The following is a 16,393-nucleotide window of genomic DNA, read 5'->3' as shown; positions in this document are numbered from 1 at the left end:
AGGAGGAGCACCGTGAGGACCATCGTCGTCATCCCGACCTACAACGAGATCGAGTCCCTGCCCGGTGCGCTCGAGCGTGTGCGGGCGGCGGCGCCTGAGGCCCATGTCCTCGTCGTGGACGACTCGTCACCGGACGGCACGGGGGCCTTCGCCGACGCCCGAGCCGCTGAGGACGACCACATCCACGTGCTCCACCGCCAGGAGAAGAACGGCCTCGGCCCCGCCTACCTCGCCGGCTTCGCCTGGGCGCTGGACGCGGGCTACGAGCTCATCGTCGAGATGGACGCGGACGGCTCGCACCGCGCGCAGGACCTGGCGCTGCTCCTCCAGCGGGCACAGATGTCCGACGCCCCGGACCTCGTCATCGGATCGCGCTGGGTGTCGGGTGGTGCCACTGAGGGGTGGGACGCGCGGCGTGTGGCCCTGTCGAGGGCGGGCAACCTCTACGTCAACGCCATGCTCGGCACCCGCGTGAAGGACGCGACGGCCGGGTTCCGTGTGTACACCGCTGCCATCCTGCGCCGCCTGGACCTGGGGAGGGTCGAGGCCCTTGGCTACGGATTCCAGGTCAATATGACGCTGCTGGTTGAGGAGTGCGGCGGGAGGGTCGTGGAGATGCCGATCACCTTCGTCGAGCGCGAGGCCGGCCAGTCCAAGCTCTCGGGGGGCATCTTCACCGAGGAGCTGGCGCTGGTGACCAAGTGGGGGCTGCGGCGGCGCGCCGCCCAGCTCGGTGGACTCGTCAGCGGGCTGCGCCGGAGCAGGTCGCGACGCTGAGCCGTGCGGCCTTTCGCCCGGGGGAGCGCAGCCGGGGCAGGGGCAGCAAGCAGGACGGCGCGGGCGCCCGGACCGGGCGGCCGCGCCGTGTGCTGTGAGGGTGGGGCCAGTGGCGCCCTCAGAAGCGCTGGCGGTAGATCTCGCCAGAGCGCAGGAGCTCGAGCCGCTCCTCGAGGAGGACCTTGAGCTCGTCGAGGGAACGGCGCTCCAGGAGCATGTCCCAGTGGGTGCGCGGCGCCTTCTTAGGCTCGTCGGACTCGGCATCCTCCTCGCCGCGCAGGTTCGCGCTCTGACCGCACTCGGGGCACTCCCAGGTGGCCGGGACCTCCGCCTCCAGGGACATGGGGACGGTGGTCACGTGGGCCATCGGGCACTCGTAGGTGATCATCTGGCGCTCGGCGAACTCGACGCCCTCCTCGGACTCCATCGACTTCGCGCCGATGGTCATGCCACGCAGTGCGCGGTCTGCCATGCTGTTGCCTCTCGTTGAAGATCATCGCCGGCCCCGAGGCCTGGGAGGCGACACGGGGACCGCTGGCTGCAACGCTCCGACCACCCTGTTTGTTCCTGGTGGGGCGTTGTCCTGTCCGGGCTCCATCCTACCGGGTGCGCGCCGGTGCCCCGCCCCAGCAGGCGCGTACCGACGGTGGGCAGGCATAATCGTGTCATGGCCACCAAGCGCATCGGCATCCTGACCGCCGGCGGAGACGCCCCTGGACTCAACGCGGCGATCCGCGGCTTCGGCAAGGCGGTGATCCAGGAGCACGGGTGGGACCTCATCGGTTTCCGTGACGGCATGCGTGGTCTGGCCGAGAACCGCTTCATGCCCCTGGACTCGGCCTCTCTGTCGGGCATCCTCACCACCGGCGGCACCCTGCTGGGCACGAGCCGGGACAAGGTCCACCGCATGGTGGTGGATGGCGAGGAGCGGGACATGGTGCCCACCATCGTCGAGAACTACGCCCGCAACGAGCTCGACGCCCTCGTGTGCCTCGGTGGGGGAGGCACGGCCAAGAACGCCCGGCGGCTCATGGACGCCGGGCTTAACGTCCTCCACCTGCCCAAGACGATCGACAACGACATCGTCGAGACGGACTCGTCCTTCGGCTTCTCCACCGCCCTGGAGATCGCCACGGAGGCGGTGGACCGCCTGCACTCGACGGCCCACTCCCACCACCGCATCATCCTCACTGAGATCATGGGCCACCGGGCGGGCTGGCTGGCGCTGGGCGCCGGCATCGCCGGGGGAGCGGACGTCATCCTGCTGCCGGAGATCCCCTACGACGTCGATGCCATCGCGGAGAAGATCGAGCGGCGTCGCTCTCACGGCTCCTCCTTCTCCGTCGTCGCGGTCGCGGAGGGGGCGCTGTCGCGTGAGGACCGTGAGGAGATCAACCACGCCCAGGCCCTTGTCAAGGAGGCGTCGTCGCCGGAGTCGAAGGCGGCCGCCAAGCGGGGCGTCAAGCGGCTGGAGGCCTCGCACCGGGCCAACACCTTCACCCTGGCCAGCCAGCTCGAGCAGCGCACGGGGCTTGAGGCCCGGGTGACGATCCTGGGCTATGTCCAGCGCGGAGGCACGCCGAACGCCGCCGACCGCCTGCTGGGCACCCGCCTGGGCGTGGCCGGGGCGCGGGCGATCGCCGATGGCAGCTTCGGTGTCATGGTGGCGGACCGTGGCCATGGCACGGAGCTCGTGCCGCTGCGCCGGGTGGCGGGCAAGGTCAAGTACGTGCCGCGTGACCACGAGTGGATCCAGGCGGCACGCGCCGTCGGCACGGCTCTGGGGGACTGAGTCTCCTGCGCGAGGGCTGCGAGGGGTGGTTGGATAGCCCTATGAGCAGCAACGTCGCTTCCTCTTCCTCAACCGAGACCGTCTACCTGCGTCCGTTGCGAGACGACGACGCCGAGGCCGTGCGCCGGGCCTTTACCGGCTCCTCGGGGATGTCGCTGGAGGGCAGCGTGGTGGACCTCGAGTCAGCCCAGACTTATGTCAGAACGCGTGCGGACGCCGCCTCGCCTCTGCACGGCTGGGCGATCGTCGGTGGGGACGACGCCCTCATGGGGCTTGTGTCGGTCGCTGCGGACGAGGACAACGCGACGGGCGCGCTCAGCTTCTGGATGAGTGACGACTACCGTGGGCGCGGGCTGACCCGCCGCGCTGTGGCCACGGTGGCGGACTGGGCGCTGGCCGACGACGGCCTGGTCCTGGACCGTCTCGAGCTCGAGCACGTGGCCTCGTACCGCCACGCCGGCAACATCGCGCGCGCGGCGGGCTTCCTGCAGGAGGGCCTGCTACGTGAGGCGCGCGTCGTCGAGGTGCACGACGGCGAGGACGTGGTGATCGTGCGTGAGGACGTCGTCGTCTACGGCCGGCTCAAGGACGACCCCGAGCCGATCGTCGCGCGCCTGGAGATGCGCGAGGGCTGAGCGTCCGCGCGCTTGCTAGCGGGCGGCGCCAGATGTCCATCGCCGATAATGTACATTATGTCATTATGGCGGTGCGCGTGCCCCCTCGTTCAGCCGCCCAGCCCCTCACCGGTTATCGTCGCCCCACGTCACCACCGGGTGTGGGCGACATGCACCCGGGTCACCTGCACGTTCATCCTGCGCGCCGCACGGCGCGCCTGATGCGTCGCCCACAGCACGCTCGTGCCGCTGATGACGGACAGGGCCCCCAAGGGCCACAGCACAACCGCCGCCAGCCCGCTCGTGCCGACGATCATGAGCAGACCAATGACGAACCCGGCCAGCCCCACGACCGTTCCCGTGCGCCACACCGGGCTGAGGGCGCCCACGACGTCATCCGTCTGCGCCTCGACCCGCAGCCCGGCGCCGCTGCCCTGCACCGACGGCGCCCGGCCGCCTGCGGCCTCGCCCGCACGCGGGCCGGAGGCCTCCGCCGAGCGCTCCTCGTAGACCCCCATGTCGCGCAACGGTCCGTGGGGCCCCATGATGAGGCCGTCGCGAAGATCCTCGGGCATCTGAGTGCGTCCCTGTGTGGTCATGCAGCCCACCGTAGGCGTGGCTCCTGCGCTTCCTCCACGCGAAACCTGTGAGAGGCCTGAGAAGCCGTGCCCCGGTGAGCGTGCCGTAGGACTTAGGTCTACTGTTGCCCCGGGGCGACCCGGCCCCTCCCACCCCACTGAGGACCCATGTTCCTGGCACTACGCGAGATCCGACACCAGCCCGCCCGCTTCGCACTCATAGTCGCGATCATCGCGCTCGTCGGCTACGTCTCCTTCTTCCTGTCCGCCCTTGCCATCGGCCTGGCCCACTCCTACCGGGCCGCTGTCGATCAGTGGGGCGCCTGCGCTGTCGTCCTGACCGACGTGTCGAACTCCTCCATCGCCGCCTCCCGGCTCACCCAGGACCAGGTCGACGCCGTGTCCGCGGCCGCTGAGGACCATGGGCTGGTGGCCACGCCGGTCATCGCCCAGGGCACCGTCATCGAGCGCGTCGGCCGGAGCCCGTCCACCGAGTCCAGCCGCACGCGCACGGATGTCTACGCCCTGGGCATGGACCTGCGGGCGCCCCTGGTTCCCGACGTCGTCGAGGGCTCTGCCATCGACGACCCCGAGCACGAGGTCCTGCTAGACGCCTCGCTGGCCGTCGAGGGGTGGGCGGTTGGTGACAGCCTCACCATCGCCGGCACCGACCATCAGTGGAGGGTCGTCGGCCTCACCCGGGACGTCACCTTCCAGGCCTCCGGGGTCATGACTGTCGATGCCGGGGCCCTCGCCTCAGCCACCGCCACCGCGCTGTCCCCCGTCCCCAACGCCGTCGTCCTCAGCGGCGCCGACTGGCAGGAGGCCCCAGCTGCGCTCGTCGGGTCGCTGAGCGAGGCTGGCCTGAGCACCCTGAGCCCCGCGGACTTCATCGCGGCGCTGCCCGGCTACTCGGCACAGGTCCTGACCTTCAGCCTCATGATCATCGCCCTCATCCTCATCGCGGCCCTCGTCCTGGCGATCTTCCTCTACGTCCTGACGCTGCAGAAGCGCGCCGTGCTGGGCATCCTCAAGGCCCGCGGCGTGCCGACGTCCTACCTCGTGGCCTCCGGTGGCCTTCAGACAACAGTGCTGGCCACAGCCGGCGTCGCCGTCGGCCTGGGCCTGACCGTGCTGACCGGCCTCGTGCTTCCGGACACCGTCCCGTTCCGGGCCTCGGCCCCGCTTATCGCTGCCATCACCGGGGCCTTCATCATCTTCGCTGTCCTCGGCGGGCTCATCTCAGTTCGCGTCGTCGCTCGTATCGACCCGGTGGAGGCCATCGCATGAGCAGCTCCTCCCCGGTGCTCACCCTGGAGGGTGTCGCCAAGGAGTACGTCCAGGGCAGCGAGTCCGTCCAGGCGCTCGAGCCGACGAGCCTTGCCCTCGCCGCTGGTGAGCTGGTTGGCATCCTCGGCCCCTCAGGGTCGGGCAAGTCGACACTGCTGACCATCATGGGAGGCCTGCGCACGCCGACGCAGGGGGCCGTGCTGATCCACGGCGCGCCCTTCTCCGAGCTGGAGGAGAAGGAGCGGGCACGGGTACGTCACGCGCGGCTCGGCTTCGTGCTTCAGGCCGCCGGGCTGGTGCCCTTCCTGCGCCTGCGCGACCAGTTCGTCCTGCATGACAGGGTCGCCCGCAGCCGAGCACGTCGTGCCCACCGCGACCAGCTCGTCGATGAGCTCGGTCTGGGGGGCAGGCTTGAGGCCTACCCGGAGCAGATGAGCGGCGGTGAGCGCCAGCGCGCCGCCATCGCCGTCGCGCTCTACCACGACCCTGACATCATCCTGGCCGACGAGCCGACTGCGGCTTTGGACTCGAGCCGTGCCCGGACCGTCGCCGAGCTCCTGGCTGCCCAGACCCATGAGTGGGGCAAGGCGACCGTCATGGTCACGCACGACGAGCGCCTGCTCGACGTGTGCGACCGCGTCCTGGTCATGAGCGACGGCGTCCTGACCGAGACCACGCACGCCGAGGTCGTGCGCTCCGGCCCTGTGCCCCCTGGGACGGGGCAGGACTGAGGACGGCCCCGTGCCCTCGCTCCCCCGGCCCCTGCCCCACCCCACTGCCGTCTTCTTCGGGGACTCGGTGACCACCGGCTGGCAGGCCGTCACCCACCCGCGCAACCGCTGGAGCTCTCTCGTGTGTGAGCACCTGCGCTGGCGGGAGGTCAACCTCGCCGCGGACGGCATGGGCTTCTTCGCACGACGCGGCGGCCACCTCCCCGGCGGTGGGAGGGCCCCCTCCTGCCAGGACACGACCTGGCTGGAGGCCGTCGTGCGTGCCGAGCCCGACCTCGTCACCGTCAGCCTGGGGCTCAACGACGCCCCGCTGCTGCCCTCCCACCTCGACCTCGTCCGGCAGGCCGTTGAGCACGACCTGTCCTTCCTCGCCAGCCGCCTGCGCGGCGTCCCCGTCATCGTCGCCCCCTACTTCCCCGCCCTGGGGACCGGGCCCCGCTTCGAGGTCGTGCGCCGCCTGGTCCATGAGCAGGCCACGACGCTGGGCCTCGTGTCAACGGACGCGATGAGCCTGGCCATCGACGCCGAGGCCGACAGGCTGAGCATCGACGGCATCCACCCCGACGACGCCGGGCACGCCGCCATCGCCCGCGCGATGATCCACGTGTACGAGCAGCTGGTGCCGGCCCTGTGCTCGCCGGGTCCCGGGCAGGTGGGATAGGACGTGGATGGGACCAGGCGCCTCAACGGTGCGCCGCACCCGCAGACGGCTGCGAGTGGCTGCCTCGTCCACCCGATTCTGACGCACAAGTGACATAGAGTTGTCGCAGTGCCCGTGTCCCCTCAACGAGGAGTCCCTCTGTGCCGCAGCACCGTGAGCCGACGCTTGCCGATGTCGCCGAGCGGGCCGGAGTCTCCCTCACCACCGTCTCGCGGGTCCTCAACAACCGCGGGTACCTGTCCGAGGCCACGCGTGAGCGCGTGGCCAAGGCCATCGAGGAGCTGAGGTACCGCCCCAACCAGGTGGCGCGTGCCCTTCACGGCAAGTCCACGCAGAGTGTCGGCGTCATCGTGCCCACGGTGTCCCTGCCGTTCTTCGGCGAGCTCTCGGCGGAGATCGAGGACGCCCTGGCGGTCCATGGCTACCGCACCCTCATCTGCAACTCCCTGGGGCGTCGCGACCGTGAGCGGGACTACCTCGACCTGCTTGTCTCCCACCGGGTTGACGGGATCATCTCGGGCGCCCACAACGAGGACCTCAGTGAGTACCAGACCATCCACATGCCCCTGGTGACGGTGGACCGGGACCTGTCCCCCACGGTGCCGAACGTGCGCTGCGCCAACGAGGAGGGCGCCCGCGCGGCCACCGAGCACCTGCTCACACGCGGCGCACGACGCCCAGCGCTGCTCACCTCTCGCACGGGTGCCCACAACCGCCGTGAGGCCGGCTACCGGGCGGTGCTCGAGGAGGCCAGCATCGAGCCGTATGTCCTCACGGTGGACTTCCACACGCCGGACCAGCAGCGCGCACGGATGGTCCGTGAGGGCCTGGACGCGGTCAGGGGTGAGGTGGACGCGGTCTTCGCCACGGACGACCTGTCCGCCGCCGACGCGGTGGAGTGGGCCCACGAGCGGGGGCTGGCCGTGCCCGGCGAGTTCAAGGTGGTCGGCTTCGACGGCACGGCGGCCTTGCGCAGGGCACTTCCCGGGCTCACCACCGTGCAGCAGCCGATCCGGGCCATCGCCCGCGTTGCCGTTGACCTGCTCCTGGGGCAGATCGAGGCCATGAGCGACGACGGCGAGGTCCCCCACCCGGCGCACCCGGTCATTGAGCTGCCGGGGACCCTGCTCCAGGGACGCACCACCTGATCCCCACGGACGCACCCCCTGTGGCCCCACCACAGGGTCTCCCCGTGCTACCCGTGGGCCGCAGCCGTGCTGTCAGATGGTCGTCTATCACATGAGGGAGGGCCGGCTCCCTGTGTCGCAGGGGGCCGGCCCTCCCTCATGGGGGCGCGGGGCGTCAGGTAGTGGCCGTCGCCGCCGCGGGAGCGACACTGTAGAAGGCGTCGCCACGCTGGACGTCGCCAGTGTGCTGGTCGCTCAGACCGTCGAAGGCGGTCGCGTTGGACACGACGACGGGGGTGACGGTCTGGAAGCCCGCAGCCTTGACCGCGGCCCAGTCCACGTCAACCAGCGGCTGGCCACGACGGACCTTGTCACCGGCCTTGACCCGGGCGGTGAAGTGCTTGCCGTCGAGCTGGACGGTATCCATGCCGACGTGGATGAGTAGCTCGATGCCGGAGGCGGAGCGGATGCCGTAGGCGTGCGCCGTCGGGAAGGCGACGAGCACCTCACCGTCAACAGGGGAGACAACCGGCCCCTCCGCGGGGTCGATGGCTAGGCCCGGGCCGAGGATGCCGGAGGAGAAGGTCGGGTCGGCGACCTCGGACAGGGCGATGGCACGGCCCGCGATGGGAGCCGTGACGGTGAAGTCGTTGGCGGCCTCGGCGGGCAGCTCAACGGCCTCGACAACCTCGTGGGCGGCGACGGCGGCCGCCTCCATGGCCTTCTCCTGCTCGTCGGTGACGACCTCGTCGCCGGCGAGGGAGGCCGCGCCCCGGGTGGAGCCGTAGACGAGGGCGGCGACGAAGGCGACGACGAAGACGAGGGCCTCGATCATGAGGTAGGCCGGGATGTCGTCGGTGATGATCGACACGAAGCCGACGAAGCCGGCGGCTCCCAGGGCCGCACCGCGCACGTCGAAGGCGGCCACGAGGCCCGCGCCGAGGGCGGCCACGCCCATGCCGATGAAGAAGGGCCAGCGCAGGCGCAGGTTGACACCGAAGATGGCGGGCTCGGTGATGCCGAAGACGGCCGAGGCGCCACCGGCGCCGGCCAGACCCTTCATCTTGGCGTCCTTGGTCTTGAAGAAGACCGCCAGGGCGACCGCGCCCTGCGCGACGTTGGCCACGGAGGCGATCGGGAAGATGAAGTCACCCACACCGCCGTTCTGCGGCAGCAGCGGGATCTCGACGGCGGGGAAGGACTGGTGCAGACCCGTGACGACGATCGGCGAGTACACGAGGCCGAAGAGGAAGCCGCCGACGATGCCGAGCGTGTTGTAGCCCCAGTTGATGCCGTCGGTGATCCAGATGGACAGCTCACGGGTGACGGGGCCGACGACGACGAAGGTGAGGAAACCTGTGACCAGGATGGTGATGAGCGGGGTGAGCAGGAAGTCGGTGGTGCCCGACAGGCGCTTGTGCAGCCACTTCTCGATGACGGACAGCAGCCACGCCACGCACAGCACCGGGATGACCATGGCCTGGTAGCCGATCTTGTCGACGTGGACACCGAAGAGGTTCCACGCGTCCGCGGCGGGGATCTTCCCGGCGGCCACCAGGTCGGCGATGCAGGCGCCGTCCGTCAGGGAGCACTTCGTGCCGATGCCCTGGTAGAGCCAGAAGTTGCTCGTGGCCACGGAGTCGGCCATGTTGTAGGCGCTGAGCAGGGAGGTCGACACCATGGCGGCACCCATGGCCGCACCGAGGTAGACGTTGCCTCCGAAGCGCTTGGTCGCGGAGAAGCCGACGAGGATCGGCAGGAAGGCGAAGGCCGCCGACGAGACCATGTTGATGAGCGCGTCGTAGTCGGCCAGCCAGGCCCAGCGCTTGACGAGAGGCTCGTCACCGAACAGGCCCTCGGCCGACAGCACGTTGTGCAGCGCCATCATGAGACCGCCGGCGATGAGGGCAGGCAGGATCGGGACGAAGATGTCCGCGATCATCTTGATGAAGCGGGAGACGACGTTGCCGCTCTGGGCGGCCTCCTGCTTCGCCTCGTCCTTGGAGACCTCCTTGACCTTGCCGGTCTTGATCATCTCGGAGAAGACGATGTCGACGTCGCCGGGGCCGACGATGATCTGGAACATGCCGCCGGCGAGGAAGGTGCCCTTGAGGTCGGGGTCCTTGTCGAGAGCCGCCTGGTCGACCTTGTCCATGTCCGCCAGAACGAGCCGCAGGCGTGTGGCGCAGTGCGCCGCCGCGTTGATGTTCTCAGCACCACCGACGTATGTCAGGACATCTTTGGCCACGCGGGCGTGATCCATTGCCACCCGGGTTTCCTTTCTCTGGGGCCCGGCCGCTCAGCGATGAGCAGGGATGGGAGACGGGACGCGGGGACGCCACGACATCCAGTCCGGCCGGACCTGTGTCAAACGTTGGTCACACTACCGTGACCCCCTCAGTCCTGACAGACTCAGTCAAGGTGATGCGGATCACATGCGAGGAGGGGTTGTCGCAGCGCCGCCCCCTCCCCTCCCCCGCGGCGGTGGCGGCGCCCAAGGTGGCTGCGGCGACACGGGCAGCGAAGACGCACAGGGAGGCCGCGGCCACGGGCGGCCGGGCCGCCCGTGGCCGCAGACCTGGTGTGAGCACTGGAAGGCCCGGGCCCGGCGGAGCCCGCCGGGCCCGGCAGCGGGGTCAGTCGAGGAGGGCCGAACGCAGGCCGACGACACGCAGCCCTGCGTCACAGTCCACACGCGCACCGGTCGCCGTCGGCGCCACGAAGGAGCGCGAGGTCGCGGCGCAGTCGCCGTCGCCGACCAAGACCTCTGTCACCGAGCGGTCGTGGATGACCTCCAGGCGCAGCGGCGTACCCGGCTCGAGCTCGACGACCCGCACGGACTCGGGGCTGTGGTAGCGCGAGTGGGAACGGTCGATGACGAGCCGGGGCGCGCTGCCCGCGACCAGCTCGACGGTGACGAAGCAGTCCTCGTCCCCGATGGTCAGGCGCACGCCAGGGTCCGCGGCGGCCTGGGCTCCGTCCGCGGGCTGCACACGCTCGAGGTCGAGCACAAGGTGCCAGGAGCGGTGGCCCTCAAGGGCTGCCAGCACCGGCCCGAGCGCGTCGGCCCCCGGCGCGTCCTGCCCCAGGGGCACGGTTGGCCGCTGCACGAGGCGCCCACCTCGCAGGCTCAGGGCGCGGGGGATGGTGAGGCAGTGGACCCAGCCGCCCGTCCCGATCGAGGGCTGGTCATCCTGGCCGGCGTTGCCCGCCCACCCGGTCAGCAACACCGGTCCGGGCTCCGAGGGACGCCTGGCGAAGACCTGCGGGGCGTAGAACTCGAAGCCGTGGTCCACCTGGCGCAAGGTCCCGTCGCAGTCTCGCAGCTCGGTGCCCACGAGGTGCCCGACGGCGTAGACGCAGGGGAAGACCGTCTGGTAGCCCCCGGCTGCCTCGCTGGAGGCGCCCTGCGGGCAGAAGATGAGAACGTCCCACTCCTCCTGCGTCAGCTCGTCAGTGAGCCTGACCAGGCCCGGGCACTCCCACATGTAGCCCAGCGCGTCGAGGCGCCCGGCGGCGTCAGGGAAGGTGAGCTCGCCGTCGAGCTCCCAGGACAGCAGGTCAGCCGAGCGGTACAGCAGCGCGGCACCCGTGCAGTCCTCGCGCTGGACGCCCAGCAGCATCCGGAAGCCGCCCGGACGCTCAGGGTCACGCGCCACCTGGGGGTCGCGGAAGTGGGCGGTGTAGCCGGGTGCGTGCGTGGGCAGCAGGGGGTTGGCGGGCCACTTGGTGAAGGTGGACAGGTCCGCGCTCGTGACGAGGCACTGGCTGGCGGTGCGCTCGTCGGTCTGCGGGTCCTTGAGGTTGCCGGTGTAGAACAGCTGGTAGGGGGCCGCGGCCGGGGCGCTGGTCAGCTCGTCGCCCTCCAGGACGACGGCGTTGCCGGAGTAGGCGCCGTTGGCGTCGTAGAAGGAGTCCGGCACCACGGCGGGGTCGTGGTGCTCCCAGTGGAGCAGGTCGGTGGAGGACGCGTGCCCCCAGTACACGAGACGGCGCTGTCCGTGCATCGGCGTGTACTGGTAGAAGGCGTGGCAGGTGCCTGCGTCGATGAGCAGGCCGTTGGGGTCGTTGAGGCGGCCCACGGGCGGGGCCAGGTGGACCAGAGGGTAGTCCGGGTCCGACTGGGCCGTGGATGCCGCGGCGGTCTCGCGAGCGAGCGTCCTGAGGTTCTCGGTCATGCGTCGAGGGTACAGGCAGGCACCGACGCGCACGGGCGGTCGGGCGCAGCGGTGGGCGGCGTGCGCACCTGCCCCGAGCCCGCGCCGCCCACCGCACGTGGGCGGGCGCCCCCCACCTCGACCGGGCCGGCTCCGCCTGCCCTGGGCGTGCGTTGTGTCACGACAGTCGTGGACAGGCTCGGGCTGCCTCAGCCCCAGGAGATAGGCTGCGGCCCCCAGCATCATCGACACGAGGAGCAGGTACATGACCGCCGAGCGCACCGCCTCCCGCCGGTCCGCCACCAGCCGCCAGGGTGGGCGCCGCCCACGCGCCGCCGGGTCGCGTGCCTCAGACCACGCCGTGCGCCTGGGGATCGACCTGGGCACGACGCGCACGGTCGTCAGCCTCGTGGACCGCGGCAACTACCCCGTCCTGGGCTTCACCGACACGCGTGGCGACCGCCAGGACTACCTGCCCTCACTCACGGCCCTCACCGAGGAGGGTCTGGTCCACGGCTTTACGGCCCAGGAGGCCGCACGCAGCGGCGCCCCCGTGCTGCGCAGCCTCAAGCGGCACCTGGGCTCGCCCGCCGTGTCCTGGACGACCCCGGTGCGCATCGGCTCGCAGGTGCATGACGCCGGAGAGGTCCTCACCAGCTTCCTGCGCCACCTGCGCGCCGAGCTCGAGGCCACGCCGGAGCTGGTCGGCGTGGATCTCACCGCCCCTGGGCACCAGGTGGCGGTGGCGGTGCCGGCCCACGCCTACGGCGCGCAGCGCATGCTCACCCTGGACGCCTTCGCGGCTGCGGGCTTCCACGTCGTCCACATGCTCCACGAGCCCTCAGCGGCAGGCTTCGAGTACACGCACCGCCAGGGCGCGACCGTGACCTCACGGCGCACGCGGGTGCTCGTCTACGACCTGGGTGGAGGCACCTTCGACACCTCCCTCGTCGATGTCGCGGGCACCGACCACGAGGTCCTGGCCTCGCGCGGTCTGCCGGACCTCGGTGGTGACGACATCGACCTCGTCCTGTCCCAGCTCGTGCTGGCGCGCGCGGGCGTGGCCGAGCAGGACCTCACCCTCGCCGAGCGTGACGACCTGCTCGACCAGTGCCAGCAGGCGAAGGAGTCCTTGTCGCCCCAGACGCGGCGCCTCGTCGTCGAGCTTCGCGGGGAGCCCGTGGTCCTGCCCGTGGCCGAGCTCTACGAGGCCACGCGCCCCCTGGTGGAGCGCTCGCTCGAGGTGCTCGCGCCCCTGGCGGGGCGGCTGGGTGACGGTGTCCCTGCCCTGGCGGACGTGGCTGGGCTCTACCTCGTGGGAGGAGCCTCGGCCTACCCGCAGGTGCCCAGGCTGCTGCGGGAGGTCTTCGGCAGGCGTGTGCACCGCTCGGCCCAACCCGGCGCCTCGACGGCGATCGGACTGGCCATCGCGGTGGACCCCGGATCGGGCATGACGCTGACGGACCGTCTGTCGCGTGCGCTGGGCGTCTTCCGCGAGGCCGAGGGCGGTGGCGCCGTGACCTTCGACCTCGTGCTGGCCCCGGACGCGCTCCTGTCGCACGACGGCCTGTCGCAGGCGGGCACCGGTGTCGTCGAGCGGGAGTACCGGGCGGTGCACAACGTGGCCCGCCTGCGTTACGTCGAGTGCGCGGGCACCAGCGAGGACGGCGGGCCGACGGGGCGCGTGTCGCCCTGCGGCGAGCTGTTGTTCCCGGTGGACCGCGGCCTGCGCGAGGTGGAGGACCTGACGCAGGTGCCCGTCGTGCGTACCGGTGAGGGACCGCTGCTGCGTGAGCGCTACGAGGTCGGCGCCGACGGCATCGTGCGGGTGACGCTGACCGACCTGACCGACGGCTACTCGCGGTCGCGTCTCATCGGGCGCCCCGAGTCCTGACAGCACGCCCCTGGCTGCGGGCCCAGGCCCTGTGGGATGGGGTGCGTGCGCGGATCACATGGCGCGACGGCGGGCGGCGCGGCGCTTGGCGAGCTCGTCCTCGATGACGGGCTCGGCGTGCTCAGTGGGCAGGGTGGCGAGGGTACCCTCGACCTCGTGCCACACGCGTCCGACGGCGATACCGAAGACGCCCTGACCGCCCTGGACGAGGTCGATGACCTCGTCGGCGCTCGTGCACTCGTAGACGGAGGCGCCGTCACTCATGAGGGTGATGCTCGTGAGGTCGTCAACGCCACGGGCGTGCAGGGCGGTGACCGCGGTGCGGATCTGCTGGAGGGAGACGCCGGTGTCGAGCAGGCGCTTGACCACCTTGAGCAGGAGGATGTCGCGGAAGGAGTACAGGCGCTGCGAGCCGGAGCCCTTGGCCCCGCGGATGGAGGGCTCGACGAGGCCGGTGCGCGCCCAGTAGTCGAGCTGGCGGTAGGTGATGCCCGCGGCGCGGCAGGCGACGGGGCCACGGTAACCGGTGTGGACGTCGAGCTCGGGGAGCGGGTCCCCGAAGAGCATACCCTGGGTGCGCTGGGGCGCGAGCTCGTGACTGACCGCTTCGTTCGCGCTCACTTGCCTGCTCCTGTCGGTTCGGGATCCGTGCTCGGGGCGCACGGGCTGCTGGTACGGCGCCTGTGTGCCCCAGCGAGGACCACGATAAGGCCGGGGGCAGCCGTCCTCAACGAAGGCCACGCGGCGCCGCCCGATGGACATCATCTCAACCTGAGGATGAGGTTCATCGGGCGCCAGGGCGACCCGGACCTTCGGGCGGGATTCCGGGGAAACGGGCGTTCCCCCATAAGGTAGTGGTGTGAGTTATTACACATTTCGAGTCACATGCGTCACATGCGTCCCGCGTGTCGCCAGGGAGGAGAGGGACGCCCCGCGCCTGAGGGGATGACCGCGCCCGGGCCGGCGTCCAGCGCCGAGCGCAGACGAGCCACCTGCTCCGACACGGTCTCCTCCGCCAGGTCAACCGAGCGCAGGCGCAGCAGCGCGGAGGAGGCCCACAGTCGTGCGTGCCTCTCGTAGGCGAGGATGAGGGCGTCCGCCGGGCAGCAGGGCACCAGGTGCTCGTCGCCGTCGGCGGAGCGCACCCGGGCGCCCGTGCACAGGCCCCCGTCCGCATCGACGTCGAGCACAAGCCCCTCCAGCTGCGCCCCGACGGCGTCCAGGACAGCGGCCAGCAGCACCGACCAGGTCGATGAGGCAGGCCCCTCCCCCGAGGACAGCGTGAGCCCGTCACGGGCACCGACCGGCACCGCCACCACCCGGGGACCGGCCTCCTCGACGAGGATCGCGACGAGCCCTCCGTCCTCCTGGGAGGCGCGGACGCCCATGAGCCGCATCTCGTTCACCTGTCCAGGCTAGTGTCGCCGCGCCCCGGTGTCCTGGGAACCGGCAGGCCGATGAGGCCAGCCGCGAGGGTCACACGAGTGCGTCCACCGCACGACGCAGCAGCAGCGCGTGCAGCTCGCCAATCCTGAGCGCCAGCTCGGAGGCGGCCTGCTCACCCGCGACGGCCGAGCGCGAGCGCTTGTGCTGGACCGCCTGGTCGATGACGTCGGCCTCCCTCTCGGCCGAGGCCCGCAGCATCCTGAGGTTGCGCAACGGGATCCCCAGCGCGTGGACCTCTAGCGCGAGAGCGACCGTCTGCACCGCGCGGCCGTCGAAGCGCCCGTGCGCGTCAGCAGCCACGAGGCCGATGGAGATGAGCTCGTCGAGCTCCTCCTCCCCCACACCCGTGCGCTCCAGGAGGCCGTCAAGGTCCGTCGGCCCGTCGTCCAGGAGCCTGCCGTCGGCGGCGACCACCCGGGCGACGGGTACCGCGGAGGCACCGGTGACGTCGAGCTCGGCCAGACGCTCACGGATGACGGAGATCGGCAGGTACTCGTCGCGCTGCGCCGTGAGCGCGAAGCGCAGCCGCTCGACGTCGGCCTGCGAGTACCGACGGTAGCCGTTGCCCACCCGGTGCGGGCTGATGAGGCCCTCAGCCTCCAGGTAGCGGACCTTCGAGATTGACAGCGCGGGGAAGGAGTCCTTGAGCAGGGCGACGACCTCACCGATCTTCATCCCCGGCTCATGGGAGACCTTCTGCGGCCAGGAGAGGGACGAGGCCGGCGCCTGGCCGGCGGAGGCGTCCCTGCGGGCCGCGCCTGCGGCGCCCGTCCTCACTGCGGGCCCGGGGCCGGGGCCGGACCGGGGTGGTAGGTCATCCGGTACTTGCCGATCTGGACCTCGTCGCCGGCGCGCAGCACGGCCTGCTCCACCCGCTCACGGTTGACGTAGGTGCCATTGAGCGAGCCGGAGTCGCGCACGGCGAAGCCGCCGTCGCTCTGGCGGATGAACACCGCGTGCTTGCGCGAGACGGTGACGTCGTCGAGGAAGATGTCGGCACGCGGGTGGCGGCCGACGGTCGTCTGCTCGGCGTCAAGCAGGAAGCGTGAGCCCGTCGCGGGGCCCGCGCCCACCAGCAGGAGGGCGGTGCCCACGGGCAGCGCGGTGATGGCGGCGCGGTCCTGCTGGGACAGACCGAGGAGAGGAGCCTCCCGCTCGTCAGTGAGGTCGACGGCCCCGAAGGTCTGGGTGGACGAGGTGTCCGGCTCGATCGGAGTGCTCGACAACTGTTCCCCCTCAGGTCGGGTGGCGCCAGGACGCGCCGTACGCTCTTACCATACCGTCCCGTCCGCGGCCCATCGAGCCGCCGGCGCGACGGTGCGGGTC

16 protein-coding genes are annotated in these 16,393 nt (G+C 71.0%); 8 read left to right on the top strand and 8 right to left on the bottom strand.

Going from position 1 to position 16,393, the window contains the following annotated elements:
* The first annotated feature begins 12 nt into the window (after positions 1 to 12).
* A complete protein-coding gene (locus ACSJJR_RS01015; protein WP_435941648.1) occupies positions 13 to 777 on the top strand; it encodes a polyprenol monophosphomannose synthase in 765 nt (254 codons plus the stop codon).
* A gap of 118 nt (positions 778 to 895) precedes the next feature.
* Here ACSJJR_RS01015 and ACSJJR_RS01010 read toward each other — a convergent pair whose 3' ends face one another.
* Complete coding sequence (locus tag ACSJJR_RS01010) at positions 896 to 1,249, bottom strand: RNA polymerase-binding protein RbpA (protein ID WP_435941647.1); 354 nt, start codon at positions 1,247 to 1,249, stop codon at positions 896 to 898.
* A gap of 195 nt (positions 1,250 to 1,444) precedes the next feature.
* Here ACSJJR_RS01010 and ACSJJR_RS01005 point away from each other — a divergent pair, with 195 nt between their 5' ends.
* Both ACSJJR_RS01005 and ACSJJR_RS01000 read left to right on the top strand, forming a co-directional pair.
* The gene (locus tag ACSJJR_RS01005) at positions 1,445 to 2,569 is read left to right on the top strand and encodes a 6-phosphofructokinase (RefSeq protein WP_435941646.1); all 1,125 of its coding nucleotides are present in this window, start codon (positions 1,445 to 1,447) and stop codon (positions 2,567 to 2,569) included.
* A 41-nt stretch (positions 2,570 to 2,610) separates the two neighbouring features.
* Entirely contained in the window at positions 2,611 to 3,204 is a 594-nt protein-coding gene (locus tag ACSJJR_RS01000; RefSeq protein ID WP_435941645.1) for a GNAT family N-acetyltransferase, read from the top strand.
* A 128-nt stretch (positions 3,205 to 3,332) separates the two neighbouring features.
* On the opposite strand, the gene ACSJJR_RS00995 is transcribed toward ACSJJR_RS01000, so the two are convergent.
* Positions 3,333 to 3,782 (bottom strand): hypothetical protein, encoded by a 450-nt coding sequence (locus tag ACSJJR_RS00995; RefSeq protein WP_435941644.1) that lies wholly within the window; start codon positions 3,780 to 3,782, stop codon positions 3,333 to 3,335.
* Positions 3,783 to 3,929: 147 nt separating this feature from the next.
* Between ACSJJR_RS00995 and ACSJJR_RS00990 the strand changes: the two genes are divergently transcribed.
* From ACSJJR_RS00990 to ACSJJR_RS00975, 4 genes are all read left to right on the top strand, one after another.
* A complete protein-coding gene (locus ACSJJR_RS00990) occupies positions 3,930 to 5,051 on the top strand; it encodes an FtsX-like permease family protein (protein ID WP_435941643.1) in 1,122 nt (373 codons plus the stop codon).
* On the top strand, positions 5,048 to 5,782 hold the full coding sequence (locus ACSJJR_RS00985) for an ABC transporter ATP-binding protein (RefSeq protein ID WP_435941642.1): 735 nt from the start codon (positions 5,048 to 5,050) through the stop codon (positions 5,780 to 5,782). The genes ACSJJR_RS00990 and ACSJJR_RS00985 overlap by 4 nt, the downstream gene beginning before the upstream one ends.
* 10 nt (positions 5,783 to 5,792) lie before the next feature.
* Positions 5,793 to 6,443 (top strand): SGNH/GDSL hydrolase family protein, encoded by a 651-nt coding sequence (locus tag ACSJJR_RS00980; protein WP_435941641.1) that lies wholly within the window; start codon positions 5,793 to 5,795, stop codon positions 6,441 to 6,443.
* Between the two features lie 140 nt (positions 6,444 to 6,583).
* Entirely contained in the window at positions 6,584 to 7,591 is a 1,008-nt protein-coding gene (locus ACSJJR_RS00975; RefSeq protein WP_435941640.1) for a LacI family DNA-binding transcriptional regulator, read from the top strand.
* A 154-nt stretch (positions 7,592 to 7,745) separates the two neighbouring features.
* Here ACSJJR_RS00975 and ACSJJR_RS00970 read toward each other — a convergent pair whose 3' ends face one another.
* Together ACSJJR_RS00970 and ACSJJR_RS00965 are read right to left on the bottom strand one after the other, a co-directional pair.
* A complete protein-coding gene (locus ACSJJR_RS00970) occupies positions 7,746 to 9,833 on the bottom strand; it encodes a glucose PTS transporter subunit IIA (RefSeq protein WP_435941639.1) in 2,088 nt (695 codons plus the stop codon).
* Positions 9,834 to 10,206: 373 nt separating this feature from the next.
* Positions 10,207 to 11,748 (bottom strand): glycoside hydrolase family 32 protein, encoded by a 1,542-nt coding sequence (locus tag ACSJJR_RS00965; RefSeq protein ID WP_435941638.1) that lies wholly within the window; start codon positions 11,746 to 11,748, stop codon positions 10,207 to 10,209.
* Positions 11,749 to 11,992: 244 nt separating this feature from the next.
* Between ACSJJR_RS00965 and ACSJJR_RS00960 the strand changes: the two genes are divergently transcribed.
* The gene (locus ACSJJR_RS00960; protein ID WP_435941637.1) at positions 11,993 to 13,621 is read left to right on the top strand and encodes an Hsp70 family protein; all 1,629 of its coding nucleotides are present in this window, start codon (positions 11,993 to 11,995) and stop codon (positions 13,619 to 13,621) included.
* A gap of 54 nt (positions 13,622 to 13,675) precedes the next feature.
* Here ACSJJR_RS00960 and ACSJJR_RS00955 read toward each other — a convergent pair whose 3' ends face one another.
* The 4 genes from ACSJJR_RS00955 to ACSJJR_RS00940 all read right to left on the bottom strand — a co-directional run bounded on the left by ACSJJR_RS00955 (position 13,676) and on the right by ACSJJR_RS00940 (position 16,293).
* A complete protein-coding gene (locus tag ACSJJR_RS00955) occupies positions 13,676 to 14,188 on the bottom strand; it encodes a MerR family transcriptional regulator (RefSeq protein WP_435941760.1) in 513 nt (170 codons plus the stop codon).
* Positions 14,189 to 14,511: 323 nt separating this feature from the next.
* Positions 14,512 to 15,027 carry a bifunctional nuclease gene (locus tag ACSJJR_RS00950; RefSeq protein ID WP_435941636.1) on the bottom strand — a complete coding sequence of 172 codons (516 nt, stop codon included), beginning with the start codon at positions 15,025 to 15,027 and terminating at the stop codon, positions 14,512 to 14,514.
* Between the two features lie 70 nt (positions 15,028 to 15,097).
* On the bottom strand, positions 15,098 to 15,742 hold the full coding sequence (gene ftsR / locus ACSJJR_RS00945; RefSeq protein ID WP_435941635.1) for a transcriptional regulator FtsR: 645 nt from the start codon (positions 15,740 to 15,742) through the stop codon (positions 15,098 to 15,100).
* A gap of 98 nt (positions 15,743 to 15,840) precedes the next feature.
* A complete protein-coding gene (locus ACSJJR_RS00940) occupies positions 15,841 to 16,293 on the bottom strand; it encodes an FHA domain-containing protein (RefSeq protein ID WP_435941634.1) in 453 nt (150 codons plus the stop codon).
* Between the last annotated feature and the right edge of the window lie 100 nt (positions 16,294 to 16,393).

Source organism: Actinomyces sp. W5033 (genome assembly GCF_051303165.1).
Note: the sequence above shows the minus strand (reverse complement) of the source record. Positions and strands in the feature narration are given on the sequence as shown.